This window comes from Streptomyces sp. NPDC058685 (assembly GCF_042714725.1).
Taxonomy (GTDB): domain Bacteria; phylum Actinomycetota; class Actinomycetes; order Streptomycetales; family Streptomycetaceae; genus Streptomyces.
In genome coordinates this window covers 91608-115805 of sequence record NZ_JBHXSL010000002.1, presented here as the reverse complement: position 1 = coordinate 115805, position 24198 = coordinate 91608, and the positions used below count along the sequence as shown (strand labels likewise).

General features: G+C 70.4%; 24 protein-coding genes. 17 read left to right on the top strand and 7 right to left on the bottom strand.

Translation table 11 applies throughout. The annotated features are described in order from the left end of the window. Positions 1 to 33 precede the first annotated feature (33 nt). A complete protein-coding gene (gene tkt, locus ACFWU3_RS02300) occupies positions 34 to 2121 on the bottom strand; it encodes a transketolase (RefSeq protein ID WP_384429876.1) in 2088 nt (695 codons plus the stop codon). Positions 2122 to 2456: 335 nt separating this feature from the next. Between tkt and ACFWU3_RS02295 the strand changes: the two genes are divergently transcribed. The 3 genes from ACFWU3_RS02295 (at position 2457) to ACFWU3_RS02285 (ending at position 5066) form a co-directional block, all read left to right on the top strand. Further along, the gene (locus tag ACFWU3_RS02295) at positions 2457 to 3437 is read left to right on the top strand and encodes a heme o synthase (RefSeq protein ID WP_384429874.1); all 981 of its coding nucleotides are present in this window, start codon (positions 2457 to 2459) and stop codon (positions 3435 to 3437) included. 142 nt (positions 3438 to 3579) lie between these two features. Then, entirely contained in the window at positions 3580 to 3912 is a 333-nt protein-coding gene (locus tag ACFWU3_RS02290; protein WP_384429871.1) for a hypothetical protein, read from the top strand. Positions 3913 to 3977: 65 nt separating this feature from the next. After that, positions 3978 to 5066 (top strand): amidohydrolase family protein, encoded by a 1089-nt coding sequence (locus ACFWU3_RS02285; protein ID WP_384429868.1) that lies wholly within the window; start codon positions 3978 to 3980, stop codon positions 5064 to 5066. 41 nt (positions 5067 to 5107) lie between these two features. On the opposite strand, the gene ACFWU3_RS02280 is transcribed toward ACFWU3_RS02285, so the two are convergent. The 4 genes from ACFWU3_RS02280 to ACFWU3_RS02265 all read right to left on the bottom strand — a co-directional run bounded on the left by ACFWU3_RS02280 (position 5108) and on the right by ACFWU3_RS02265 (position 9408). Beyond that, positions 5108 to 6076, bottom strand: coding sequence for a heme A synthase (locus ACFWU3_RS02280; RefSeq protein WP_384429865.1), 969 nt, complete (start codon positions 6074 to 6076; stop codon positions 5108 to 5110). Positions 6077 to 6383: 307 nt separating this feature from the next. Beyond that, on the bottom strand, positions 6384 to 7586 hold the full coding sequence (locus ACFWU3_RS02275; protein WP_384429862.1) for a hypothetical protein: 1203 nt from the start codon (positions 7584 to 7586) through the stop codon (positions 6384 to 6386). A 131-nt stretch (positions 7587 to 7717) separates the two neighbouring features. Further along, on the bottom strand, positions 7718 to 8485 hold the full coding sequence (locus ACFWU3_RS02270) for an ABC transporter permease (protein WP_384429859.1): 768 nt from the start codon (positions 8483 to 8485) through the stop codon (positions 7718 to 7720). Next, positions 8482 to 9408: an ABC transporter ATP-binding protein gene (locus tag ACFWU3_RS02265; RefSeq protein ID WP_384429856.1), complete on the bottom strand. Its 927-nt coding sequence runs from the start codon at positions 9406 to 9408 to the stop codon at positions 8482 to 8484. The genes ACFWU3_RS02270 and ACFWU3_RS02265 overlap by 4 nt, the downstream gene beginning before the upstream one ends. A gap of 314 nt (positions 9409 to 9722) precedes the next feature. Between ACFWU3_RS02265 and ACFWU3_RS02260 the strand changes: the two genes are divergently transcribed. The 12 genes from ACFWU3_RS02260 to dapD all read left to right on the top strand — a co-directional run bounded on the left by ACFWU3_RS02260 (position 9723) and on the right by dapD (position 19588). After that, positions 9723 to 10469, top strand: a complete 747-nt coding sequence (locus tag ACFWU3_RS02260) for a helix-turn-helix transcriptional regulator (protein ID WP_384429853.1) — start codon at positions 9723 to 9725, stop codon at positions 10467 to 10469. Further along, positions 10466 to 11887, top strand: a complete 1422-nt coding sequence (gene sufB, locus ACFWU3_RS02255; RefSeq protein ID WP_384429850.1) for a Fe-S cluster assembly protein SufB — start codon at positions 10466 to 10468, stop codon at positions 11885 to 11887. Before ACFWU3_RS02260 ends, sufB begins: the two co-directional genes overlap by 4 nt. A 69-nt stretch (positions 11888 to 11956) precedes the next feature. Further along, positions 11957 to 13138, top strand: coding sequence for a Fe-S cluster assembly protein SufD (sufD, locus tag ACFWU3_RS02250; protein ID WP_384429847.1), 1182 nt, complete (start codon positions 11957 to 11959; stop codon positions 13136 to 13138). After that, positions 13138 to 13455, top strand: a complete 318-nt coding sequence (locus tag ACFWU3_RS02245) for a bifunctional 3-phenylpropionate/cinnamic acid dioxygenase ferredoxin subunit (RefSeq protein WP_384429845.1) — start codon at positions 13138 to 13140, stop codon at positions 13453 to 13455. Before sufD ends, ACFWU3_RS02245 begins: the two co-directional genes overlap by 1 nt. A 7-nt stretch (positions 13456 to 13462) precedes the next feature. After that, on the top strand, positions 13463 to 14227 hold the full coding sequence (gene sufC / locus ACFWU3_RS02240; RefSeq protein ID WP_313947036.1) for a Fe-S cluster assembly ATPase SufC: 765 nt from the start codon (positions 13463 to 13465) through the stop codon (positions 14225 to 14227). Then, positions 14224 to 15480, top strand: a complete 1257-nt coding sequence (locus ACFWU3_RS02235; RefSeq protein WP_384429842.1) for a cysteine desulfurase — start codon at positions 14224 to 14226, stop codon at positions 15478 to 15480. Before sufC ends, ACFWU3_RS02235 begins: the two co-directional genes overlap by 4 nt. Before the next feature lie 11 nt (positions 15481 to 15491). After that, positions 15492 to 15956: a Fe-S cluster assembly sulfur transfer protein SufU gene (gene sufU, locus ACFWU3_RS02230; protein WP_313947038.1), complete on the top strand. Its 465-nt coding sequence runs from the start codon at positions 15492 to 15494 to the stop codon at positions 15954 to 15956. After that, positions 15953 to 16291: a metal-sulfur cluster assembly factor gene (locus ACFWU3_RS02225; protein WP_384429838.1), complete on the top strand. Its 339-nt coding sequence runs from the start codon at positions 15953 to 15955 to the stop codon at positions 16289 to 16291. Before sufU ends, ACFWU3_RS02225 begins: the two co-directional genes overlap by 4 nt. Positions 16292 to 16415: 124 nt before the next feature. After that, the gene (locus tag ACFWU3_RS02220; RefSeq protein ID WP_384429837.1) at positions 16416 to 16736 is read left to right on the top strand and encodes a DMT family transporter; all 321 of its coding nucleotides are present in this window, start codon (positions 16416 to 16418) and stop codon (positions 16734 to 16736) included. Beyond that, positions 16736 to 17272 carry a TetR/AcrR family transcriptional regulator gene (locus tag ACFWU3_RS02215; RefSeq protein ID WP_384429834.1) on the top strand — a complete coding sequence of 179 codons (537 nt, stop codon included), beginning with the start codon at positions 16736 to 16738 and terminating at the stop codon, positions 17270 to 17272. The genes ACFWU3_RS02220 and ACFWU3_RS02215 overlap by 1 nt, the downstream gene beginning before the upstream one ends. 125 nt (positions 17273 to 17397) lie before the next feature. After that, positions 17398 to 18555, top strand: coding sequence for an MFS transporter (locus ACFWU3_RS02210; protein WP_384429832.1), 1158 nt, complete (start codon positions 17398 to 17400; stop codon positions 18553 to 18555). A 43-nt stretch (positions 18556 to 18598) separates the two neighbouring features. Continuing rightward, positions 18599 to 19588 (top strand): 2,3,4,5-tetrahydropyridine-2,6-dicarboxylate N-succinyltransferase, encoded by a 990-nt coding sequence (gene dapD, locus ACFWU3_RS02205; RefSeq protein ID WP_313947043.1) that lies wholly within the window; start codon positions 18599 to 18601, stop codon positions 19586 to 19588. 40 nt (positions 19589 to 19628) lie between these two features. Here the strand turns inward: dapD and dapA are convergent, their stop codons facing one another. Next, on the bottom strand, positions 19629 to 20516 hold the full coding sequence (gene dapA / locus ACFWU3_RS02200; protein WP_384429829.1) for a 4-hydroxy-tetrahydrodipicolinate synthase: 888 nt from the start codon (positions 20514 to 20516) through the stop codon (positions 19629 to 19631). Positions 20517 to 20721: 205 nt separating this feature from the next. On the opposite strand from dapA, the gene ACFWU3_RS02195 reads away from it, so the two are divergent. Together ACFWU3_RS02195 and ACFWU3_RS02190 are read left to right on the top strand one after the other, a co-directional pair. Continuing rightward, complete coding sequence (locus tag ACFWU3_RS02195; RefSeq protein WP_384429826.1) at positions 20722 to 21387, top strand: DUF4232 domain-containing protein; 666 nt, start codon at positions 20722 to 20724, stop codon at positions 21385 to 21387. Between the two features lie 77 nt (positions 21388 to 21464). Continuing rightward, a complete protein-coding gene (locus ACFWU3_RS02190) occupies positions 21465 to 22178 on the top strand; it encodes an antibiotic biosynthesis monooxygenase (protein WP_384429824.1) in 714 nt (237 codons plus the stop codon). A 66-nt stretch (positions 22179 to 22244) separates the two neighbouring features. Here the strand turns inward: ACFWU3_RS02190 and ACFWU3_RS02185 are convergent, their stop codons facing one another. After that, a complete protein-coding gene (locus ACFWU3_RS02185; protein WP_384429821.1) occupies positions 22245 to 24083 on the bottom strand; it encodes an endonuclease/exonuclease/phosphatase family protein in 1839 nt (612 codons plus the stop codon). Positions 24084 to 24198 lie beyond the last annotated feature (115 nt).

Below are 24198 nucleotides of genomic sequence, written 5' to 3'. Positions count from 1 at the left end.
AGAGTTGCATCTCCTACTTGTCGTGTACCGGCGTCAGCGTGCGGCGGCTTCGAGAGACTCCCGCGCGGCCCTGGCGACATTGTCGGCAGTGAAGCCGAACTCGCGGAAGAGAACCTTGCCGTCCGCCGAAGCGCCGAAGTGCTCCAGCGAAACGATGCGGCCGGCATCACCGACGAAGCGGTACCAGGTGAGTCCGATACCGGCTTCGACCGCCACCCGAGCGCGTACGGCGGGCGGCAGCACCGAGTCGCGGTACGCCTGGTCCTGCTCGTCGAACCACTCGACCGACGGCATCGAGACCACCCGGGTCGGGATGCCCTCGGCCTGGAGCTGCTCGCGCGCCTCGACGGCCAGCTGGACCTCGGAGCCGGTGCCGATCAGGACGACCTGGGGCTCGCCGCCCTCGGCGTCGAAGAGGACGTAACCGCCGCGCGCGGCGTCCTCGTTGCGCTCGTAGGTCGGCACACCCTGCCGGGTCAGTGCCAGACCGTGCGGGGCGCCCTTGCCGAACTCCTTGGTCCAGCGGCGCATGATCTCGCGCCACGCGATCGCGGTCTCGTTGGCGTCCGCCGGACGGACGACGTTCAGACCGGGGATGGCGCGCAGCGAGGCCAGGTGCTCGACCGGCTGGTGCGTCGGGCCGTCCTCGCCGAGGCCGATCGAGTCGTGCGTCCACACATAGGTGACCGGCAGGTGCATCAGGGCCGACAGCCGCACCGCGTTGCGCATGTAGTCGGAGAACACCAGGAAGGTGCCGCCGTAGACACGGGTGTTGCCGTGCAGCGTGATGCCGTTCATGACCGCGGCCATCGCGTGCTCACGGATACCGAAGTGGATGGTGCGGCCGTACGGGTCGGCGCCCGGCAGCGGGTTGCCCGCGGGCAGGAACGACGACGTCTTGTCGATCGTCGTGTTGTTCGAGCCCGCCAGGTCCGCGGAGCCGCCCCACAGCTCGGGGATGACCGCGCCCAGCGCCTGAAGGATCTTGCCGGAGGCGGCGCGGGTGGCCACACCCTTGCCGGTCTCGAAGTCGGGGAGCTTCTCCTCCCAGCCGCCGGGCAGTTCGGTCGAGCGGATCCGGTCGAACTCCGCGGCACGCTCCGGATTCGCGGTGCGCCACGCGGCGAAGATCTTCTCCCACTCGCCACGGGCCTCACGGCCGCGGTCGAGCGCCCCGCGGGTGTGGGCGATGACCTCGTCGGAGACCTCGAAGCTCTTCTCCGGGTCGAAGCCGAGGACACGCTTGGTGGCCGCGACCTCGTCGTCGCCGAGCGCCGAGCCGTGCGCGGCCTCGGTGTTCTGCGCGTGCGGGGCCGGCCAGGCGATGATCGAGCGCGCCGCGATGAAGGAGGGGCGCTCGGTCTCGGCCTTGGCGGCCTGGAGGGCACGGTAGAGGCCCTCCGGGTCGAGGTCGCCGCTCGGCAGCTGCTCGACGCGCTGGACGTGCCAGCCGTACGCCTCGTAGCGCTTGAGGGTGTCCTCGGAGACGGCCGTCTCCGTGTCGCCCTCGATGGAGATGTGGTTGTCGTCCCACAGCAGCACCAGGTTGCCCAGCTTCTGGTGCCCGGCCAGCGAGGACGCCTCCGAGGAGATGCCCTCCTGGAGGCAGCCGTCACCGGCGATGGCCCAGATGGTGTGGTCGAACGGGGAGGTGCCGGGGGCGGCGTCCGGGTCGAACAGACCGCGCTCGTAGCGGGCGGCCATGGCCATGCCCACCGCGTTGGCGACACCCTGGCCGAGCGGGCCGGTCGTCGTCTCGACGCCGGTGGTGTGTCCGTACTCCGGGTGTCCGGGGGTCTTCGAACCCCAGGTCCTGAAGGCCTTGAGGTCGTCGAGTTCCAGGCCGTAACCGGCCAGGTAGAGCTGGATGTAGAGGGTCAGCGACGAGTGACCGGCGGACAGGACGAACCGGTCACGGCCGGTCCAGTCCGGGTCGGCCGGGTCGTGCTGCATCAGCTTCTGGAACAGGACGTACGCGGCGGGCGCGAGGCTCATGGCCGTACCGGGGTGGCCGTTGCCGACCTTCTGTACGGAATCCATGGCCAGGACGCGGACGGTATCGACGGCCCGCTGGTCCAGATCGGTCCACTCGAGGTCTGTGGTGGTCGGCTTGGTGCTCACCCTGAGTCAGGGCTCCTCTCCACATGTCGTATCCCGGTGACGACGGAAGCACCGGGCGTTGTCGAGCCTACCCCCGGAACAACGCGCACCTTTTCGAGTGCATGCCTTTCGAAAAATCGGACACAGCCAGGGTGCAGCCCCGGGGACGACTTCGCCTCCCGGCGGCGCGCTCGACGAGCTTCGACGACCTATACGCACAGGCCGGGGTCGCTGCTCAACACGACGCCACCCCCGTGCGGGACGACGTATGGGCAACGTCTAGAGTGGCGTGGTACGCGCAAGTCTTTACCGGGCCCTTTCTCCTTGCCCGGGCTTGCAAGGAGTCTCTGTCAGGGGTGTGCGTGACGGCCGTCGAATCCCGTCCAGCGGGTGGTGGCACCGCCCATGCCGTCGAGGCCGCGGGGGAGTTCCCGAGGAACCGCGGTCACCGGCCGTTCGGAGCCCGGGTCAAGGCCTTCGTGGCGTTGACCAAGCCGCGGATCATCGAGTTGCTGCTGATCACCACGGTGCCGGTGATGTTCCTGGCCGCTCAGGACGTGCCCGACCTGTGGCTGGTGCTCACCACCTGTGTCGGCGGTTACCTCTCCGCGGGTGGCGCGAACGCGCTCAACATGTACATCGACCGCGACATCGACGCGCTGATGGACCGTACGTCGCAGCGGCCGCTGGTGACCGGCATGGTGTCGCCGCGCGAGGGCCTGGTCTTCGGCCTCACCCTCACGGTGGTCTCCACCCTCTGGTTCGGACTGCTCGTCAACTGGCTGTCAGCGGCTCTCTCGCTCGGCGCGCTCCTCTTCTACGTGGTCGTCTACACGATGATCCTGAAGCGGCGCACCGCGCAGAACATCGTGTGGGGCGGCATCGCCGGCTGCATGCCGGTCCTGATCGGCTGGTCCGCCGTCACCAACTCGGTGTCCTGGGCCGCGCTCATCCTCTTCCTCGTCATCTTCTTCTGGACGCCGCCGCACTACTGGCCGCTGTCGATGAAGGTGAAGGAGGACTACGCGCGCGTCGGTGTGCCGATGCTCCCGGTCGTCGCCTCCAACAAGGTGGTGGCCCGCCAGATCGTCCTCTACAGCTGGGTGATGGTCGCGGTCTCCCTGCTGCTCACCCCGCTCGGCTACACCGGCTGGTTCTACACGGTGGTGGCGCTGGCGGCGGGCGGTTGGTGGCTGTGGGAGGCGCACGCCCTCCAGGCACGCGCCAAGGCCGAGGTGATGGGCGGCAAGCTCAAGGAGATGCGGCTCTTCCACTGGTCCATCACCTATGTCTCGCTGCTCTTCGTGGCGGTCGCGGTGGACCCCTTCCTGCGCTAGCGCCGCTTGCGGCGGGCTTTGCCCTGTCGCGGCACCAGCCCTCTTTCTCCGTGCCGTCCCGGATCTGATGCGGCCCCGCCGTGGCCCATGCCACGTGCACCCGCCGTGGCCGGTGCGCCCTACCCGCGAGTAGCATCGCCCCATGGCAGACACGCAGCAGGCAGACAGCCAGGTGGGGCGCAAGGCGGCCCGGATCGCCAAGCAGATCGGCGCCTTCGCCAAGGCGCACGGCGGCGCCGACGGGACCATCGAGTACCTCGGCCAAGCGGGCACCCGGATCGTGCTCATCGGCGAGGACGGCGAGTGGGGCGACCTCGTGGCGCCGACGCACGCGATCGCGGCCGCGGCCGCCGAGAAGGCCGGCCTCACCCTCCATGACTCCTTCGACGGCGACCTGGCCGCCAAGGTCCGCACAGGGCCGTACGAGTGGAGCCGTATGGCGGGCATCCAGGTCGGCGGTCCTTCCAACGGCTGAGCAACACCTCGCCGGGGTGTCACCCGTTAGGACTGTGGAAACACGGTCCACGACTGGGAGCCCGGATGATCGACACCCCGACCCTCGTGGACCAGTACTGTCACGGGGTGCTCCGCACCGAGCTGGGTCTCGGCACCTTCGAGGCGCATCTGGGCCGCACCACGGGACCGCCCGCGCCGGGCACGACCTTCTTCGACACCCAGACGGGGTTCGCCGTCCGGCGCTGGTGCCCGCCCCTGCTGGGGCTCGAACCGCACTGCCCGCCTGCCCGCTACCTCGCCCGGCGCCGTGAGCTCGGGGTGCTGGAGGCGGGCAGACGGCTGCTGAGAGGCAGCGGCATCTCCACCTATCTGGTGGACACCGGGCTGCCCGGGGATCTCACCGGACCGCCGGAGATCGCCGCCGCCGGCGCGGCCGAGGCCCGCGAGATCGTACGGCTCGAACTTCTCGCCGAACAGGTCGCCGACACCTCGGGCACCGTCGAGGGCTTCCTCGCCAACCTCGCCGAAGCCGTCCACGGCGCCGCCGCGTCCGCGGTGGCCTTCACCTCCGTCGCCGCCGTGTGCCACGGGCTCGCCCTCGCGCCGGATCCCCCCGGCCCCGGCGAGGTGCGCGGGGCGGTCGGGCGCTGGCTGGCGGCGCGCCAGGTCGGCGGCGCGCTCACCGACCCCGTCCTCGTACGGCATGTGCTGTGGGTCGCCGTCGCCTCCGGGCTGCCGCTCCAGCTCCATGTGGGGGTGGAGGACCCGATGCTGCTGACGAGTTTCGCCGCGGCGACCGCGGGGCTCGGAACCGACCTCGTGCTGCTGCACGGTTATCCGTACCACCGCCACGCGGCCCATCTGGCGAGTGTCTTCCCGCATGTGTACGCGGACCTCGGGCCGGCGCTCGTGCACACGGGCGCCCGGGCGGCCGCGGTACTGGCGGAGATCCTGGAGCTCGCGCCGTTCGGCAAGCTGCTGTTCTCCAGCGGCGCGCGCGGGCTGCCCGAACTGCATGTGGTGGGCGCCAGGATCTTCCGGGAGTCGCTGGCGCGGGTGCTCGGCGACTGGGTCGGCGACGGTGCCTGGTCCCGGGCAGATGCCCAGCGGGTGGCGACGATGATCTCTTCGGCCAATGCCCGCAGGGTCTACGGGCTCCGGGAAGCGGTGTGATCAGCGGGCCCTGACCGCGGCAGCGGGCGGTGAGTGGGTGCTCAGGCGCGGGACAGTGCCACGTCGCTCTGGGCCGGGATCTCCGCCGTCGGGCTGGGCCGCTCCCGCAGGCTCAGCGCGAGGCGCAGCACCGCGATCCACATCAGCGCGGACCCGAGCATGTGGGCGGCGACCAGGGCCTCGGGGACCTGGGTGAAGTACTGGACGTAGCCGATGACGCCCTGTGCCAGGAGCACCAGCAGCAGGTCGCGGGCGCGGGCCCGGGTGTCGTCGGGGGCGTCCACGACCCGCAGCACCAGCCACATGGCGAGCGCCAGCGCGCAGACCACCCAGGCCGCGATCGCGTGGATGTGTGCGGCGTCCACCCAGTCCCACGGCATGCGCGGTACGTCGCTGCTGTCACCGGCGTGCTTGCCGGAACCGGTCACCGAGGTGCCCAGCGTGATCAGCAGCGCGGAGGTGACGACGATGGCCCAGGACAGCCTGCGGACCGGGCGCGGGACCCGGGGACGCGGTGCGGTGTCGCCCTCGCCGGCCCGGTGCCAGGTGATCACCGCGACGGTGAGCAGCGCGTTGGCGGCCAGGAAGTGCCCCGCCACGGTCCACGGGTTGAGGCCCGCCCACACCGTGATGCCGCCCAGCACCGCGTTGCTCGCCACGATCCAGAACTGCGCCCAGGCGAGCCGGGTCAGCCCGCGGCGCCGCGGCTCGGTGGAGCGCGCCGCGATGATGGCCCAGCCGACCGCGGCCGACAGGACGTAGGTCAGCATCCGGTTGCCGAACTCGATCGCGCCGTGCAGGCCCTGCTCGGGTGTGGCGAAGAGGCTGTCGTCCGTGCACTTGGGCCAGGTGTCGCAGCCGAGACCGGAGCCGGTCAGGCGGACCGCGCCACCCGTGACGATGATGACCACGCTCATGACGACGGCGGAGAGCGCGGCGCGCCGGAGTGTCCTGGGGGTGGGCGTCCAGCGTCGGGCGATGAGGGCGAGGGGGGTTTGCACGGGCACCATGGTAGGCGGGGCCTTGTGCATGCATTCACGAGGGTCGGCTTCGGGTGCCGGAAGGGTCGGACATACGCCTGAATGCCGGGCGGGACCGTCCGTTCGCGTCCGCCGGATGCCCAGGCGCGTACGCCGCGAGCCGCCGGAGTCAGGGCGAGTGCACCCCGTCCGGCGGGTGTCGGGACGCCGCGTCGGGTCCGGGGTGTCAGGGCGCCCGCGCCGGGGCGACGGTGTCAGCTTGAGCCGGGGCGACGGTGCCAGGGCGCCCGCGCCGGGGCCGGCGGTGTCGCGTGCACACCTCGTGCGCCCTCGGGCGTCAGGGCGCGTCCGCCGTGGGCCCCGCGCCCGCTTCGGGCCGGGCGGCCTCCAGGCCCGCGCCTCCGCGCGCTCCCGCTCCCGGCTGCTGTTCCACCTCCGGCCCGTACGTCCGGCGGTACCGTGACCCGTCGAGGTGGTCCTCCTCCTCCCACCACACGGCGATCCGCCATGATGCCGACGGGCCCGGACGCGCGGGGGAGTGCAGGAACGCGTCGGTCAGCTCCTGTCCCACGGCCGCCGCACTGCGGTCCGTCACCGCGTCCATGCCCCGCCACGGGTACTCCATCGGGAGCCAGGGCCCGCCCTCCGCGCCACGGATGTCGAAGCGCCACACCGCTCGCCACGACCGGGCCCGCAGCATCCGGCGTACCTCCGCGGGGTCCAGGTCCAGGCCCTCGGCGATGGTGTCCGGTTCCGCGCCCTCGATGCGGGCGGCCACCACCGCCAGCGGGAGCAGCCGGTCGGGCAGCAGGTCATCGGACCGGAGCCGTGTCAGCCCGCCCTTGAACGGGCAGCGCCGCAGCCGCCGTTCCAGCTGGTCGCCCAGATGCTCCAGGGTCGCCGCCTGCAGACTCTCCCGCGCCTGCGCCCCCGACCACAGCTCGTGGTACTCCCGCTCCGCCCGCACGGCCCAGGCCGCCGCCTCCACCGGATCGCCGAGCTCCTCCAGCCGGTCGCCGAGGAAGGCATGGGCCTGGGCCAGGCCCTCCCGGTTCTGCGGGTCCGACAGATCGAGGCTCTCCCAGACCGTGATGGCGCGGTGGACGGCCGCCAGCGCGGCGATGCCGTCCGCGCGGGCCTCGGCCGGAGGCCGGTCGCCGACCGGCTGGAAGGCGTAGCGCGGCAGCCCCAGTTCGTCGCTGAGGGGTTCGGCGAGATACACGGCCTGGCTGATCAGCGCCCTGGCGTACCAGCGGGCGTGCTCGGGGTCGTGCACGGCAGGCTCCGCACACGTCCGTACGGCCTCGTGCACGGCGATCAGCGCGTCCGCGCGGCGGCCGGTGTCGAAGTGGTGCCGGGCCAGATCTCCGTAGCGCAGACTCAGCCGCGCGGTGAGCGGGAGATCGTGTTCGGCGTGCGGGGTGAGGGCGGCGATCAGCTCGATGAGCATCCGCTCTCGTACGTCCGGCGACACCCCGGCTCTGCCGGATCTGACCTTCGTCCACTCCGCGTCGAGCCGGAGTGCGGCAGTCCGTTCCATCGAGGCCTCCCACGCGCTGATCTTCGCAGCCATACTGGCGCGTGGGTCAGTACCTACGGAAGACGCCGGTCACTTCCGGCACGCAGGAAAGCGGGCGCGTCACTTCCGGCCCGGAGGAAAGCGGCGGCGCGTCACTCCCACTGGAACCAGCGGGCCGCCGCGCCGAGCCCGAGCACCGACCATCCGGCGAGGATGCCCAGATCGCCCCACGGCAGGGACGTGCCGTGCTGGAGAACATCGCGCAGCCCGTCGGAGAGCGCCGAGATCGGCAGCAGCGCGAGCACCGACTCCACACCGTCCGGGAACCGGTCCAGCGGCACGATCACCCCGCCGCCCACCAGCAGCAGCAGGAAGACCAGGTTCGCGGCGGCGAGGGTCGCCTCGGCCCGCAGGGTTCCGGCCATCAGCAGGCCGAGGCCGGAGAAGGCGACGGTGCCGAGGACGAACAGCAGCAGGACGGAGAGCGGGTCCCCGTGCGGGGACCAGCCGAGCGCGAAGGCGATCACCGTCAGCAGGGCGATCTGGAGCACCTCGGTGGCGAGGACGGAGAGCGTCTTGGCGCTCAGCAGGCCCCAGCGGGGCAGCGGCGAGGCGCCGAGCCGCTTGAGCACCCCGTAGCGCCGCTCGAAGCCGGTGGCGATGGCCTGGCCGGTGAAGGCGGTGGACATCACGGCGAGGGCGAGCACACCGGGGGCGAGGAAGTCGACGGGCTCACCCGTGCCGGTGTCGATGATGCCGACGGTCGAGAACAGCACCAGCACGAGCGAGGGGATGACGACGGTGAGCAGCAGCTGTTCGCCGTTGCGCAGCAGCATCCTCGTCTCGAACGCGGCCTGCGCCCCGATCATCCGGGCCAGCGGCGCGGCACCCGGCCGCGGTGCGTATGTACCGGCGCTCATCGGCGCAGCTCCTTGCCGGTCAGCTCCAGGAAGACATCCTCGAGGGTGTGGCGCTCGACGGAGATGCCGTCCGGCATCACCCCGTGCTGGGCGCACCAGGACGTGACGGTCGCCAGCAGCTGCGGGTCGACCTGGCCGGTTATCCGGTACGCGCCCGGCGTCAGCTCGACCGCCTCGGTGCCGTCGGGCAGTGCCTTCAGCAGCGAGCCGACGTCGAGCCCGGGCCGGCCGGTGAAGCGCAGGGTGTTCTCGGCCCCGCCCCGGCACAGCTGCTCGGGACTGCCCTGGGCGATGATCCGGCCCGCGTCGACGATGGCGACATCGTCGGCGAGGGCTTCGGCCTCGTCCATGAAATGGGTGGTCAGCACGGTGGAGACGCCGTCGGCGCGCAGTTCGCGCACCAGGTCCCAGGTGGAGCGCCGGGCCTGTGGGTCCAGGCCCGCGGTCGGCTCGTCGAGGAAGAGCAGCTCGGGGCGGCCGACGACGGCCATAGCCAGCGCGAGCCGCTGCTGCTGTCCGCCGGAGAGGCGCCGGTAGGACGTACGGCCGCAGCTGCCGAGGCCGAGCCGCTCGATCAGGGCGTCCACGTCGAGCGGGTGGGCGTGCAGCTTCGCCATGTGGCGCAGCATCTCCTCGGCGCGTGAGCCGGAGTAGACCCCGCCGGACTGGAGCATCACACCGATCCGGGGGCGCAGGTCCGCCGCGTCGGCGATCGGGTCGAGTCCGAGCACCCGGACCATGCCGCCGTCGGGGCGGCGGTAGCCCTCGCATGTCTCGATGGTGGTGGTCTTGCCGGCACCGTTGGGGCCGAGGACAGCGGTCACCAAGCCCTGGGGGACCTCGAGATCGAGGCCGTCCACGGCCGTCTTGGATCCGTACCGCTTGACCAGGCCCCGGATCTGGACGACGGACTCGCTTCGCATGCGGGGAAGTCTAGGCGGGCCATGTGGTGGTTCGGGGAGCGGGTCACAAGACGTACCGGATCGAGGCGGGCCACGCCGGGCCCGGGCACCTGCGTCTGCGTTTCCTGACCAATTCCGGCGTAACTTTCGCTGAATACGATCAAGGTTGAGCGGCCCGTTCCACCGCATCGAATTCCGGAGAACGGCCAGCTCAGAGCATGTTCGGAGGCTACCCGGCGGATGATTTCGTTAGGTAACCCTTAGTGACGCAGCGCACCGGTCCGTCGGCCGGACGGCGGTTGTCACCTCCGGAGGAATTACGCAACAATGGTGTTGTGAAAAACGTCGGCGAGGCTCCGCAGGAGGAACTCACGACCGGTGTGCGCTCGGACCATTCGACGCGCAACCGGGTCGCGCGGTCCGTGCTGGACCACGGCCCGTCCACCGTGGCCGACCTCGCCTCACGCCTCGGACTGACCCAGGCAGCCGTACGCCGTCACCTCGACACGCTCGTCGCCGACAATGTCGTCGAGCCCCGGGAACAGCGCATCTACGGCGCGCGCACCCGCGGCAGGCCCGCCAAGGTGTTCGCCCTGACCGACTGCGGCCGGGACGCCTTCGACCAGTCGTACGACGCACTGGCCGTGGACGCCCTGCGCTGGATCGAGCGGTCCGCGGGCGGCGGAGCGGCGGGAGAGGCGGCCGTCGCCGCCTTCGCCCGGGACCGTATCGAGGCCCAGGCGGAGACCTACCGCAAGGCCATCGATGCGGCCGCCCCCGACCGGCGCACGGAAGCGCTGGCCAAGGCCCTGAGCGCCGACGGGTACGCTGCTGCGGCGCGCAGCGCCCCCAATGCCCAGGCGGGGGAACAGCTCTGCCAGCATCACTGCCCGGTCGCTCACGCCGCCGAGCGGTACCCGCAGCTGTGCGAGGCGGAGACGGAGTTCTTCTCCCGCCTGCTCGGCACGCATGTTCAGCGTCTGGCCACCATCGCCCACGGCGACGGGGTGTGCACGACGTTCATTCCCAAGACCACACCATCATCAGCATCTGCAAGCACGGCCGGGAGGAACCCCGCATGACTCTCCCCACGGAGACTGCCCACCCCGAACTCGAGGGCCTGGGTACGTACGAATTCGGCTGGGCCGACTCCGACGCGGCAGGCGCCACGGCCAAGCGCGGCCTCTCCGAGGCGGTCGTCCGCGACATCTCGGAGAAGAAGAACGAGCCGGAGTGGATGCTGAAGCTGCGGCTCAAGGGTCTGCGTCTGTTCGACAAGAAGCCCATGCCGAGCTGGGGCTCCGACCTGTCGGGTATCGACTTCGACAACATCAAGTACTTCGTGCGCTCCACGGAGAAGCAGGCGGCGTCCTGGGAAGAGCTGCCCGAGGACATCAAGAACACGTACGACAAGCTCGGCATCCCGGAGGCGGAGAAGCAGCGCCTCGTCGCCGGTGTCGCGGCCCAGTACGAGTCCGAGGTCGTCTACCACCAGATCCGTGAGGACCTGGAGGAGCAGGGCGTCATCTTCCTCGACACGGACACCGCGCTGAAGGAGCACCCGGAGCTCTTCCAGGAGTACTTCGGCACGGTCATCCCGGTCGGCGACAACAAGTTCGCGTCGCTGAACTCCGCCGTCTGGTCCGGTGGCTCGTTCATCTACGTGCCCAAGGGTGTCCACGTCGACATCCCGCTCCAGGCCTACTTCCGTATCAACACGGAGAACATGGGCCAGTTCGAGCGGACGCTGATCATCGTCGACGAGGACGCCTACGTCCACTACGTCGAGGGCTGCACCGCCCCGATCTACTCCTCGGACTCGCTGCACAGCGCCGTGGTCGAGATCATCGTCAAGAAGGGCGGCCGCTGCCGCTACACGACGATCCAGAACTGGTCGAACAACGTCTACAACCTGGTCACCAAGCGGGCCGTGGCCTACGAGGGCGCGACCATGGAGTGGGTCGACGGCAACATCGGCTCCAAGGTGACCATGAAGTACCCGGCGGTCTACCTGATGGGCGAGCACGCCAAGGGCGAGACCCTGTCCATCGCCTTCGCGGGCGAGGGCCAGCACCAGGACGCCGGCGCCAAGATGGTCCACATGGCTCCGAACACCTCCTCCAACATCGTCTCCAAGTCGGTGGCGCGAGGCGGCGGCCGCACCTCCTACCGCGGTCTGATCGAGATCGGCGAGGGCGCGCCGGGCGCGAAGTCCAACGTGCTCTGTGACGCGCTGCTGGTCGACACGATCTCCCGCTCGGACACCTACCCCTACGTGGACGTCCGCGAGGACGACGTGTCCATGGGCCACGAGGCGACCGTCTCCAAGGTCTCCGAGGACCAGCTCTTCTACCTGATGAGCCGTGGCATGACGGAGTTTGAGGCGATGGCGATGATCGTGCGCGGCTTCGTCGAGCCGATCGCCAAGGAGCTCCCCATGGAGTACGCGCTGGAGCTCAACCGGCTGATCGAGCTGCAGATGGAGGGCTCGGTCGGTTAGTCCCGGCCCGCCCTTCCCGCAGCGACTGATTTCTTTACGCAGAGGCAGAGAGAGAGCACCCCGACAGCCATGGCTGAGGCTCAGAACATTCCGGTGGGATCCACCACCGCCGGTTCGATCGCGGTGGCCGCAGAGTCCACCGTCGCCACTCGTATGAGTGCGCCGCCCTCGTTCGACGTGGCGGACTTCCCGGTCCCGCACGGCCGCGAGGAGGAGTGGCGCTTCACTCCGCTGGAGCGGCTGGCCGGCCTGCACGACGGCACCGCCGTCGCGACGGGCGGTGCCGTCACCGTGGAGATCGACGCGCCCGAGGGCGTCACCGTGGAGACCGTCGGCCGCGACGACGCCCGGCTCGGCCGGGCCGGCACCCCGGTGGACCGGGTCGCCGCCCAGGCGTACTCCTCCTTCGAGAAGGCCTCGGTCGTCACGGTCCCCAAGGACACGGTGCTCACCGAGCCCGTCCGCATCACCGTGCACGGTGAGGGCGGCACGACCTTCGGCCACCAGCTCGTCGAGCTCGGCGCGTTCGCCGAGGCCGTCGTGGTCATCGACCACACCGGTGACGCGGTCCTCGCGGCCAACGTCGACTTCGTGGTGGGAGACGGCGCCAAGCTCACCGTCGTCTCCGTGCAGGACTGGGACGGCAAGGCCGTCCACGTCGCCCAGCACAACGCGCTGGTCGGCCGCGACGCCTCCTTCAAGTCCGTCGTGGTCACCTTCGGCGGCGACGTCGTGCGCCTGCACCCGCGGGTCTCCTACGCGGGCACCGGTGGCGAGGCCGAGCTCTTCGGCCTGTACTTCACCGACAAGGGCCAGCACCAGGAGCACCGTCTGCTGGTCGACCACAACACCCCGCACTGCAAGTCCAACGCCGTGTACAAGGGCGCGCTCCAGGGCGACGACGCACACGCGGTGTGGATCGGTGACGTGCTCATCCAGGCCGCGGCCGAGGGCACCGACACCTACGAGATGAACCGCAACCTCGTCCTCACGGACGGCGCGCGGGTCGACTCGGTGCCGAACCTGGAGATCGAGACCGGCGAGATCGTCGGCGCCGGCCACGCCTCCGCGACCGGCCGCTTCGACGACGAGCAGCTCTTCTACCTCCAGGCCCGCGGCATCCCCGCCGAGGAGGCCCGCCGACTGGTGGTCCGCGGCTTCTTCGCGGAGCTGGTCCAGCAGATCGGTCTCCCGGACGTCGAGGAGCGACTGCTCGCCAAGATCGACGCGGAGCTGGAGGCGTCGGTCTGATGTCCTTCGTCAAGGCCTGTGCGCTGAGCGAGCTGGAGGAGGACACCCCCAAGAGGGTGGAACTCGACGGCACGCCCGTCTCGCTCGTCCAGACCGAGGGCGAGGTGTTCGCGATCAACGACATCTGCTCGCACGCGAACGTCTCCCTGTCCGAGGGCGAGGTGGAGGACTGCCAGATCGAGTGCTGGCTGCACGGCTCCAGCTTCGACCTCCGCACCGGCAAGCCGTCCGGACTGCCCGCGACGCGCCCCGTCCCCGTATACCCCGTCAAGATCGAAGGGGACGATGTGCTCGTCTCCGTCACCCAGGAGTCCTGAGTCACCCATGGCAACGCTTGAAATCCGCGACCTGCACGTTTCCGTCGAGGCCGAGAACGGCCCCCGGGAGATCCTCAAGGGCGTCGACCTGACCGTGAAGCAGGGCGAGACGCACGCCATCATGGGCCCCAACGGCTCCGGCAAGTCGACCCTCGCCTACTCCATCGCGGGCCACCCCAAGTACACGATCACCGGTGGCACCGTGACCCTGGACGGCGAAGACGTCCTGGAGATGTCCGTCGACGAGCGCGCCCGCGCCGGCATGTTCCTCGCCATGCAGTACCCGGTCGAGGTCCCCGGCGTCTCGGTCTCCAACTTCCTGCGCACCTCCGCCACCGCGATCCGCGGCGAGGCACCCAAGCTGCGTACGTGGGTGAAGGAGGTCAAGACCGCCATGGAGCAGCTCCACATGGACCCGGCGTTCGCCGAGCGCAACGTCAACGAGGGCTTCTCCGGCGGTGAGAAGAAGCGCCACGAGATCCTTCAGCTGGAGCTCCTCAAGCCGAAGATCGCGATCCTCGACGAGACGGACTCCGGTCTGGACGTCGACGCGCTGCGCACCGTCTCCGAGGGCGTCAACCGCGTCCGCGAGACCGGTGAGGTCGGCACCCTGCTGATCACCCACTACACGCGCATCCTGCGCTACATCAAGCCCGACTTCGTCCACGTCTTCGCGAACGGGCGGATCGCCGAGTCCGGCGGTGCCGAGCTCGCCGACAAGCTCGAGTCCGAGGGCTACGAGGCATACACGAAGGGTGGCGTATCCGCGTGACACAGCTGCCGGGCCTCCTCGACACCGAGGCGATCCGCAAGGACTTCGCGATCCTCGACCGGGTGCTCCACGACGACAAGAAGCTCGTGTACCTGGACAACGCGGCGACCTCGCAGACGCCGCGCCAGGTGCTGGACGCCGTCACCGAGTACTACGAGCGTCACAACGCCAACGTCCACCGCGGTGTGCACGTCCTCGCCGAGGAGGCCACGGCGCTGTACGAGGGCGCGCGTGACAAGGTCGCGTCCTTCATCAACGCTCCGAGCCGCGACGAGGTGATCTTCACCAAGAACGCATCGGAGTCGCTCAACCTCGTGGCCAACATGCTCGGCTGGGCCGACGAGCCCTACCGGGTGGACCACGAGACCGAGATCGTCATCACGGAGATGGAGCACCACTCCAACATCGTTCCGTGGCAGCTGCTCTCGCAGCGCACCGGCGCGAAGCTGAAGTGGTTCGGCCTCACCGACGACGGCCGGCTCGACCTGTCCAACATCGACGAGCTCATCAACGAGAAGACGAAGATCGTCTCCTTCGTGCTGGTCTCGAACATCATGGGCACGATCAACCCGGTCGACGCGATCGTCCGCCGTGCGCAGGAGGTCGGCGCGCTGGTGCTGATCGACGCCTCGCAGGCCGTGCCGCACATGCCGGTCGACGTCCAGGCGCTGGGCGCGGACTTCGTGGCCTTCACCGGCCACAAGATGTGCGGCCCGACCGGTATCGGCGTGCTGTGGGGCCGGCAGGAGCTGCTCGAGGACCTGCCGCCGTTCCTCGGTGGCGGCGAGATGATCGAGACCGTGTCGATGCACTCGTCCACGTACGCTCCCGCGCCGCACAAGTTCGAGGCCGGTACGCCTCCGATCGCCCAGGCCGTCGGTCTCGGCGCGGCGGTGGACTACCTGAACGCCATCGGCATGGAGAACGTCGCCGCCCACGAGCACGCGATCACCGAGTACGCGGTGAAGCGGCTCCAGGAGGTGCCCGGTCTGCGGATCATCGGCCCCGTGACGGCCGAGGACCGCGGTGCCGCGATCTCGTTCACGCTCGGTGACATCCACCCGCACGACGTCGGCCAGGTCCTGGACGAGCTGGGCATCGCCGTCCGTGTCGGCCACCACTGCGCCCGCCCGGTCTGCCTGCGGTACGGAATTCCTGCGACCACGCGAGCGTCGTTCTATCTGTACTCCACGCCCGCCGAGGTCGACGCACTCGTCGACGGGCTGGAGCACGTCCGTAACTTCTTCGGATGAGGGATTGACGCGTGAAGCTGGATTCGATGTACCAGGAAGTCATCCTGGACCACTACAAGCACCCGCACGGGCGTGGTCTGCGGGACGGCGACGCCGAGGTGCACCACGTCAACCCGACGTGCGGTGACGAGATCACGCTGCGCGTGAAGTACGACGGCGACCGCATCGAGGACGTGAGCTACGAGGGCCAGGGCTGTTCCATCAGCCAGGCCAGCGCCTCCGTGCTCAACGACCTGCTGGTCGGCAAGGACCTCGCGGACGCGCAGAAGATCCAGGCGACCTTCCTGGAGCTGATGCAGTCCAAGGGCCAGATCGAGCCCGACGACGCGATGGAGGAGGTGCTGGAGGACGCGGTCGCGTTCGCCGGTGTCTCCAAGTACCCGGCCCGGGTGAAGTGCGCACTGCTGAGCTGGATGGCTTGGAAGGACGCGACCGCACAGGCGCTGGGCGAGAGCCCCGAGAGGAAGACGGCATGACGGAGAACGCAGGGGCGGCGCTGAAGCCGGCCTCCGAGGAAGAAGTCCGCGAGGCGCTGTACGACGTCGTCGACCCCGAGCTGGGTATCGACGTGGTCAACCTCGGTCTGATCTACGGCATCCACATCGACGACGCCAACATCGCGACGCTGGACATGACGCTGACGTCGGCGGCCTGCCCGCTGACCGATGTGATCGAGGACCAGGCGAAGTCGGCGACGGACGGTCTCGTCAACGAGCTGAAGATCAACTGGGTCTGGATGCCGCCGTGGGGTCCGGACAAGATCACGGACGACGGGCGCGAGCAGCTGCGCGCGCTGGGGTTCAACGTCTGATCCGTCTTCCCGTACGACACAAGCGGCCGTGACCGCCGGGCCATCCGGTGGACACGGCCGCTTCGTCGTGTGTGCATCCGGGTGTTGTGTACGGCTGTACGCAACGTTGTGTACGCTTGTACGCATGGGATACGGACTGCTCGCCGCGGCCATCGTGGCGGAGGTGGCCGGCACCACGGCCATGAAGTACAGCGACGGATTCACCAGGCTGTGGCCCTCGGTGCTCACCGTCATCGGCTATGTGATCGCCTTCTCGCTGCTCGCCCAGACCCTCAAGACCATGTCCGTGGGCACCGCCTATGCGATCTGGGCGGGCATCGGCACCGCGGCGGTGGCCGCCATCGGCATGATCTTCCTGGGGGAGTCGGCCGGCCTGGTGAGGATCGGCGGCATCCTGCTGGTGATCGCCGGAGTGGTGGTGCTGAATCTGGGCGGGGCGCACTGATGCCCCGCCGTTACGACCCCGAGCGCCGCCAGCGCATCATCGACGCCGCGATCCGGGTGGTCGGGCGCCGCGGGATCGCCGGGCTCAGCCATCGCACGGTGGCGGCCGAGGCCGATGTGCCGCTCGGTTCGACGACGTACCACTTCGCCTCGCTGGACGAGCTGCTGGTCGCCGCGCTGCGGCAGGCCAACGAGGGCTTCGGCGCGGCGGTGCGCGACAGCCGGGCGCTCGCCGACCCGGACGCCGATCTCGCCACCGAACTCGCCCGGCTGATGGGGGAGTGGCTCTCGGGCGAGCGAACCGGGGTGGAGCTGGAGTACGAGCTCTATCTGGCGGCACTGCGCAGGCCCGCCCTGCGGCCGGTGGCCGCCGAGTGGACCGACTCGGTCGCCGAGATCCTGGCCCGCAGGACCGATCCCGTCACGGCCCGCGCCCTGATGGCGATGATGGACGGCGTCTGTCTCCAGGTGCTCCTCACCGACGCGTCGTACGACGCGGAGTACGCGCGCGACGTGCTGGCTCGCGTCATCGGCTGACCGGCCGCCGTTCGACCGGCCGCCGTCCGAACAGCCTCTGAACACCGCCGCGGACAAAGCCCGTTGACCTTGATCCGGCCCGCTGCGATAGTCAGTTCCCTATAGAGACTCACTCGGGGGGCGGAGTGACCATGCTGCGGAACGTGCCACGGACCGTGCGGATGCTCGCCTTCGGCGCGTTCTTCAACTCCGCCGTCAGCTTCACCTTCGTCTATCTCTTCCTCTATCTGACCGGCCCTCGCGGTCTCACCGTCGCCGAGGCGGGCGTCATCAGCGGAATCGGAGGCGCCGGCCTCGTCGCCGGCAACTTCACCGGCGGATGGTTCGGCGACCGCCACGGTCATCGCAGGGCCCTCCTCGCCGGCGCGACGGTCGCCGGCGTGGTGCTCGTCGCCCTGCCCGTGCTCCCGATCCCCGTGCTCTGCGCCGCCCTGCCGCTCGCCGAGTACGCCACCGGGGTCGTCCGCGCCGCGAGCGCCGCCCTTGTCGCCGTCTCCGTCCCCGAGGGCTCGCGCCGTCAGGGCTTCGCCGTGATGCGCTTCGCGGGCAACGCCGGCTTCACCCTCGGCCCGCCGCTCGGCGCGCTGCTCGCCACCACCGTCTCCTACGACTGGCTCTTCGTCGCCGACGGCCTCGGCACCCTCGCCTTCGCCGGCTACGCCTCGCGCGTGCTCCCGGCCCGGGCGGCCGTGCACGCCAAGCCCGTTCGCGACCCCGACGCCCCTGGCGTCCTGCACGAACTGCGCGCGCGGCCCGCCGTGCTGGTGCTGCTCCTCGCGATCGGCTGCGTCGATCTCGTCTACCGGCAGCAGTACTCGACCCTGCCGCTCTCGCTCGCCGACCACGGCCTGGACACCCAGGTCTACGGCTGGCTCCTCGCCGTCAACGGCGGGGTCATCCTGTGCCTCGAACTCCCCGTCGCCCACGCCCTGCGCAGACGCGCGCCGCTCCCCGTCATCGGTACCGGGCTGCTGCTCGTCGGGCTCGGCTACGCCTTCCTGATACCCGGCGCGGGACTCCTCTTCGCGATCACCATGATGCTGTCGCTGACCGCCGGCGAGATCCTCTACAAGACCACCGCCACCGCCTATGTGGCTGACGAGGCGCCCGCCCACGCGCAGGGCAGGTTCCAGAGTCTGTACGCCGGCGCCTCCATCAGCGGGCAGGTGCTGGCCCCGCCGATCGGGGGTCTGCTGTACTCGGCCGCCCCCGGTCTGCTGTGGCCGGCGTGCGCGGTGCTCGCCGGAGCCGCGGGGCTCGCGGTCCTCGCGACCGGGACGTGAGACCGGTTCGCCCGGCGGGCGCCGCGCCGGTTAGGTTTTCCCCATGACCGACACCACTGCTCCTCGCACCACCGGCGCCGTCGCCGCCGGGCTCGCCACCATCGCGGCCGACGGCACCGTCCTCGACACCTGGTTCCCCGCCCCCGCGCTCACCGCCGAGCCGGGTCCCGCCGGCACCGAGCGGCTCACCGCCGAGCGGGCCGCCGAACTGCTCGGCGAAGGAGCCGCGAAGGCCGTCGGCCCCGACGCCCGCCGCGGTGTCGAGGTCGTCGCCGTCCGCACGGTCATCTCCTCGCTCGACGAGAAGCCGCTCGACGCGCACGACGCCTACCTCCGCCTCCACCTGCTGAGCCACCGGCTCGTCAAGCCGCACGGCCAGAGCCTGGACGGACTCTTCGGCCTGCTCGCCAACGTCGCCTGGACCTCGCTCGGTCCGGTAGCCGTCGACGCGCTGGAGACGGTACGGCTCAACGCCCGTGCCGAAGGACTGCACCTTCAGGTGACCAGCGTCGACAAGTTCCCGCGGATGACGGACTACGTCGCCCCGAAGGGCGTCCGTATCGCCGACGCCGACCGGGTGCGCCTCGGCGCGCACCTCGCCGAGGGCACCACCGTGATGCACGAGGGCTTCGTCAACTTCAACGCCGGCACGCTGGGCACCTCCATGGTCGAGGGCCGGATCTCCGCGGGTGTCGTCGTGGGCAACGGCTCCGACATCGGCGGCGGCGCCTCCACGATGGGCACGCTCTCGGGCGGCGGCAATGTCATCATCTCCGTCGGCGAGCGCTGCCTCGTCGGCGCCGAGGCCGGTGTGGGCATCGCGCTCGGCGACGAGTGCGTCGTCGAGGCCGGTCTGTACGTCACGGCGGGCACCCGGATCACCATGCCCGACGGCCAGATCGTCAAGGCCCGTGAACTCTCCGGCGCCTCCAACATCCTCTTCCGCCGCAACTCGGTCACCGGCGCCGTCGAGGCCCGGCCGAACAACGCGGTGTGGGGCGGCCTCAACGAGGTCCTGCACAGCCACAACTAGGGTCCCCTGTCAGGGGCTCAGGGGCTCAGGGGCTCCGGCCTCACGCGTCTCCGAGGGCGGCGAGCAGTTCGCCGTACGCCCTGCGCAGCCCGTCGGCCGCCTCGCGGCCGGCGGGCTGCAGCGGTTCCCGGACCGGCCCCGCGTCCAGCAGCGCCTTCGCCGTCACCGTGCCCGGCAGCCCGGAGGCCATCATCAACTCCGTGAGCGGCAAGAGGAGTTGGTTCAGACGGGCGGCCCGGGCGGTGTCACCCCGGTCGAAGGCGTCGAGCACCGCGCGCAGCGGCCCCGGGACGATGTTGGCGACCGTGCTGACGAAGCCCGCCCCGCCGACCGCGTACAGCGGCAGATTCAGCTCCTCGCACCCGGAGTAGTACGCGAGCGGGGTCCGCGCGATCACCTTGGTGGAACCCAGCAGGTCGTACGCGCAGTCCTTGACCGCCACGATCCGCGGATGGTCCGCGAGCCGCAGCATCGTCTCGACCTCGATCCGGGTGCCTGTGCGGCCCGGGATGTCGTAGAGCATCACCGGGACGCCGACGGCGTCCGCGACCCGGCGGAAGTGCGCCTCCAGGGCCGCCTGCGGCGGGCGGCTGTAGTACGGGGTCACCACCAGGACCCCGTCGGCGCCCGCCGCTTCGGCGGCCCGCGCCTGTTCCACCGTGTGCCGGGTGTCCGCGGTGCCGGTGCCCGCCACGACCGGCACGCCGTCGCCCACCGCCGCGCGCACCGCCCGGACCAGGGCCGTCTTCTCGGCGTCCGACGTGGTGGGGGACTCGCCGGTGGTCCCGCTGAGAACCAGCCCGTCGCAGCCCTCGGCCACCAGATGGGCGGCATGACGTGCGGCGGCGTCCAGATCGGGTCCGCCGGCGTCGGTGAACGGGGTGATCATCGCGCAGAGCGCCCGGCCGAAGGGGTGCGGTGTGGTCATCCCAGCAGTCTCGGTCCGCGAGACCGTGAAGGTCTACTTAGATCTTCTTGGGGTGAGGGGCAAGCAGAACTGAAAGGTTGTCCGGCGTACGTCTGGCATGATCGCCCCCAGGGACATGTCACAGGGGAGGGGGCCCGGCATGACAGGCGGGACAGGCGGGACAGAGGGGACAGGCGGGGCAGTCAGGGCGCGACGGAACGGCGCGGTGCCGGTAGCGGCGCTCACGGCGGTGGCCGCGCTCGTGCTCGCGGGCTGCGCGGAGGCGTCGGGCGGTGCGGGGGAGAGCGCTGCGAGCGCGTCGCCCGACTCGCGGTGGAAGGTGCGTGCCGACAAGCTCACCGGGACACCGGCTCCGTACACCGCTCCTCCGTCGATCACGCCGGGGCCGCGCATCCCGAACGACGGGGAGCAGTTCCAGGAGCCCACGCCAACCGCCTGTCCCGACACGGGAGTTGCCGTCGTCACCGGTGTCGTCGACGCCGCGATGGGGCGGCGGGCCACCACGATCCGGCTGACGAACTGCGGAAAGAAGCCGTACCGCGTCGAGGGGTATCCGCGGATCGGCGCCCTCGACAAGGACCGTGACCCGCTGAAGCTGAAGGTCACGCACGGCGCGTACGCGTACACGGACTCCAGCAGGGACCAGGGGCCTCGGCCCCTGACGCTGGCGCCCGGCAGGAGCGCCGTGTCGGTCCTGAACTGGAACAACAGGGTGACCTCGTTCGACGCCGTCCGGCCGGGGGCGTATCTGGTGGTCGCGCCCGTCCGCGGGGAGAAGGAGCAGACCGTGCCCTTCTTCCTCGACATCGGCACCTCGGCCGAGTTGGACGTCACCGCCTGGGCACTTCCGCGGGAGGAGCCGGGCAGTTGACCTCGACCGAGGTTGATGTTTCAGGCTGGTGATCAGCGGCGCACCGCCGGGGTGCGCCGAGCCGAGGGGACATCGCCATGACCGTGACCGTGCAGCCCGACGCCAGACCTGACCTCACCCGCCCGGGCGTCGGTGTCGTCAAGGCCTCGACCTGGGACGTCGGCACCCCCGAGCGGCAGCGGGCCACCGTCGACGCCATCGCCACGGCCTGGCGGAGCAGGGACTGGCCGGACTCCGGACTGCTCTCCTACACCGTCCACCGGGGCGAGGACGGGCGCACACTGCTGCACTACTCGCAGTGGACCGGCGAGGACGCCTATCAGGACTTCGTGCGGACCTTCCGGGACGACCGGAACGCGGAGATCGACGTGGCCGTGCCCGGTATCGAGCGGCTCGGGCTGCACTCCTACGAGCTCTACCGCAGCGCCTCGCTCGGCGGGGACGACCGGCGGGTGCCGGGCTGTGTGGTGATCGTGGACGTCGAGTTCGACGGACCCGACGCGGAACGCGCGCGGGACTGGGTGGACACCGTCTTCGTCGCGCTGGAGAGCGAACCGCACCCGCACCCCGGCGGGATCGCCGGTCACTTCCACATCGGTACGGACGGTACGCGGGTGCTGAACTACGCCGAGTGGGAGAGCGCCGACGCGCATCGCGAGGCACTGGGCGCGCCGGGCGCCGGTATCGGCTCGCCCACCGGGCCGTGGGAGAGGGTCCGCACCTATCCCGGCGTGAGCGGCGGCGGCGTGAACCGCTACGTGCCCGCGCTGAGTCTCGGCGCGGGCACGTAGTGGCGGTGCTGCGGGTTCTCACGGGACCCGCGGACCGCGGGTCCACGGGGTCACATGACTACGGCGTCACGGCCGGAAGCGCAGCACCTGCGGGTCGTGGTCGCTGTTCTGGTCCGCGAACTCCGCGTTGATGTGCACGCTGTCGTACTCGAAGTGGTCGATCGACGGGCTGGTCAGGATCTGGTCGAGCACCTGGCTGTTGCCCTGGTAGACGTAGGAGTAACGCTCCGGCTTCGGCAGGGACTTGATTGCCGGGCGGAGCGCGCCGCCGTCGGTGAGCGCCTTCGTCGTCGCCGAGAACTCGAAGTCGTTGATGTCGCCGAGCACCAGGACGTCGGCGTGGCGGTCGGCCGTGAGGATCTGCTTCACGAAGGTGTTCACGGTCTGGGCCTGCTGGAGCCGCTTGACCTCGGAGGAACGGTTCGGCGGCTGCCGGTGGGCGGTGAGGGCCTCGTCGCCGCCCTTCGAGCCGAAGTGGTTGGCGATCACGAAGACCGTACGGCCGCGGAAGGTGAACTCACCGGCCAGCGGCTTGCGGCTGGCCTCCCACGCGGCGTTCGCGGGGTCGACGCGTCCGGGGGACAGCGTCAGCGCCGCCCGTCCGCGCTCCTCGACGACGCCGGTAGCGGTACTGGCGTCGCCGCCGGCGCGGTCGGTGAAGGAGACCCGCTCGGGGTTGAAGAGGAAGACCTGACGGATGTTGCCGCCGGGCTCGCCGCCGTCCTTGTTGTTCTCCGGGTCCACGCTGCGCCACTCGTACGCCGGACCGCCGGCCGCGGCGATCGCGTCCGTGAACTTCTTGACCGTCTGGTCGGCGGCGACCGTGCCGTCGTTCTTCGCGCCGTTGTTGTCCTGGATCTCCTCCAGCGCGAGGATGTCGGGCGAGGACAGGTTCTCCACGACGGCCTTCGCCAGCGCGTCGAACTTCTCCTGCGGGTCGGACGGGTCGAGGTTCTCCACGTTGTACGTGGCGACGGCGAGTTCGCCCCGGCGCTGCGCGCGGGTCTCCTCGGCCTCCAGGCCACGGTCGACGACCGTGCCGAGTGTGCGCGCGGTCAGCGTGTAGCCGCCGAACTGGTTGAAGTCCAGGGGCCCTTCGGTCCGTCCGGCGAGCACGTCTCCGACGTTCGCCTTGGGGAAGGGCTGCTCGGCCGTGGGCGTCAGCGACTGGATCTGGAGCCGGCCGGTGTTCTGTGAGGTGTACGAGCCGTAGAGGGTGCCGCCGGACGCGGTGATGTTCTCGTGCGGCTTGACCGTCACCCACAGTTCGGCGAACGCGTCGGTCGCACCGACGACGCGGGAGGTGCCGACGCGGACGTTGGTGCCCTCGAGGGACTCGTAGTAGTCCAGGGCGTACTTGCGGGGCTTCAGCGGCAGGGCGTTGATGCTGCCGCCGTTGGCCGGGTCGCCGGCCGGGGTGTACGCCGTGGGCACGGAGCGGCCGGCGATGGTGACCGGAGCCGGCAGCGGGTTGTCGGCCGAGACGACCGTGATCGTCGGCCGGGAGATCTGCGTCAGCGACTGGTTGCCGGAGGAGGTGCCGCCCGGGATGAACTCGCCCACGGTGCCGGAGACCAGCACCGAGTCGCCGGTCTTGACCGTCGGGGTGGAGCCGGTGAAGACGAAGATGCCTTCGCTGGTGGCGGGGTTCTTGTCGGCCTGCGGGTCCTGGAACCAGAAGCCGCGCGACGAGCCGTAGGTCCGCACGCCCGTGACGATGCCGGCGACGTCGGTGACCTGCTGCCCGACGAGCGGGGATATCCGGGTGGAGCCCTGGATGTCATGGATCCGGGTCCCGGCCTCGGCGGCAGCCGAGGCGGAGGATCCGGCCAGCAGGCCGGCGGCCAGCGCGGAGGCGACTAGGGCCGCGACGGCGGCCGTTCTCGGTACGACAGAGGAAGGCATCGAGGAACTCCGGAATCGAGGGTGAGGGGTGATTCGCTTGCTGCACTTCTGTTCTACGCGCGTCAATCTCTTTGCTGAGCAGCCCACTTGTCAAGAGTCGCCGGGTGTACGGCGA